The organism is Aureibaculum flavum (assembly GCF_016406085.1).
Taxonomy (GTDB): Bacteria; Bacteroidota; Bacteroidia; order Flavobacteriales; family Flavobacteriaceae; genus Aureibaculum; species Aureibaculum flavum.
Genome location: NZ_JAEHFJ010000027.1, coordinates 1 through 2,015, shown reverse-complemented (window position 1 = coordinate 2,015; position 2,015 = coordinate 1). Strand labels below are relative to the sequence as shown.

The 2,015-nt window shown below is 47.7% G+C and carries 1 protein-coding gene; it reads left to right on the top strand.

The genetic code is table 11. The features are described from left to right. Window positions 1–2,015: beta strand repeat-containing protein (locus JBL43_RS20110; RefSeq protein WP_198843142.1), on the top strand; the 2,015-nt coding region annotated here is incomplete at both ends.

Sequence of the window (2,015 nt, the reverse complement as noted above, 5' to 3'; positions counted from 1 at the left end):
AGCTCAAGGTATTCAAGGAATAGCTGGTATAAACGGTGCTGACGGTGCAAAGGGTGATACTGGAGCAGCTGGTGCCGCTGGAACTAACGGTACAAATGGTATCGATGGTAAAGACGGATTAAATGGTGCTGATGGTGCGAAAGGTGATACTGGAGCTGCTGGTGCTGATGGAACTAACGGTACAAATGGTATCGACGGTAAAGATGGATTAAATGGTACAAACGGTGCTGATGGGAATGACGGTGCAAAGGGTGATACTGGTGCAAAAGGTGATACTGGAGCAGCTGGTGCTGACGGAACGAACGGTACAAATGGTATCGATGGCAAAGATGGTTTAAACGGTACAAACGGTGCGGACGGTGCAAAAGGTGATAAAGGTGAAAAGGGTGATACTGGAGCTGCTGGTGCCGATGGAACTAACGGTACAAATGGTATCGATGGTAAAGACGGTTTAAATGGGACAAATGGTGTTGATGGGAATGACGGTGCAAAGGGTGATACTGGTGCAAAGGGTGATACTGGAGCAGCTGGTGCCGACGGAACTAACGGTACAAATGGTATCGACGGTAAAGATGGATTAAACGGTGCTGATGGAAATGATGGTGCAAAAGGTGATACTGGAGCAACTGGTGCTACGGGAGCTCAAGGTATTCAAGGAATAGCTGGTACAAACGGTGCTGATGGTGCAAAGGGTGATACTGGAGCAGCTGGTGCTGATGGAACTAACGGTATAAATGGTGTCGACGGTAAAGATGGTTTAAATGGTACAAACGGTGTTGACGGTGCACAAGGTGATACCGGAGCAGCTGGTGCTGACGGAACGAACGGTACAAATGGTATCGACGGTAAAGACGGATTAAATGGTGCTGACGGTGCAAAGGGTGATACTGGAGCAGCTGGTGCTGATGGAACTAACGGTACAAAAGGTATCAATGGTAAAGACGGATTAAATGGTACAAACGGTGTTGATGGAAATGATGGTGCAAAAGGTGATACTGGAGCAACTGGTGCTACGGGAGCTCAAGGTATTCAAGGAATAGCTGGTACAAATGGTGCGGACGGTGCAAAGGGTGATACTGGAGCAACTGGTGCTGATGGAACTAACGGTACAAATGGTATCAATGGTAAAGACGGATTAAATGGTACAAATGGTCTTGATGGAAATGACGGTGCAAAGGGTATCGACGGTAAAGACGGATTAAATGGTACAAACGGTGCTGATGGTGCAAAGGGTGATACTGGAGCAGCTGGTGCTGATGGAACTAACGGTATAAATGGTGTCGACGGTAAAGATGGTTTAAATGGTACAAACGGTGTTGACGGTGCACAAGGTGATACTGGTGCAGCTGGTGCTGATGGAACGAACGGTACAAATGGTATTGACGGGAAAGACGGATTAAATGGTACAAATGGTGTTGATGGAAATGACGGTGCAAAGGGTGATACCGGAGCAGCTGGTGCTGATGGAACTAACGGTATAAATGGTATCGACGGTAAAGATGGATTAAATGGAACTAACGGTGTTGACGGTGCAAAGGGTGATACTGGAGCAGCGGGTGCTGATGGAACTAATGGTATAAACGGCGTTGACGGTGTAAAAGGTGATACTGGTGCAGCAGGTGCTGATGGAACTAATGGTACAAACGGTGCTGACGGTAAAGATGGATTAAATGGGACAAACGGTGCCGATGGTGCAAAGGGTGATACTGGTGCAGCAGGTGCTGATGGAACTAACGGTATAAATGGTGTCGACGGTAAAGACGGATTAAATGGTACAAACGGTGCTGACGGTGCAAAAGGTGATACTGGTGCAGCGGGTGCTGACGGAACTAACGGTACAAATGGTGCGGACGGTGCAAAGGGTGATACTGGAGCAACTGGTGCTGATGGAACTAACGGTACAAATGGTATCGACGGTAAAGATGGATTAAACGGTGCTGATGGAAATGATGGTGCAAAAGGTGATACTGGAGCAACTGGTGCTACGGGAGCTCAAGGTATTCAAGGAATAGCTG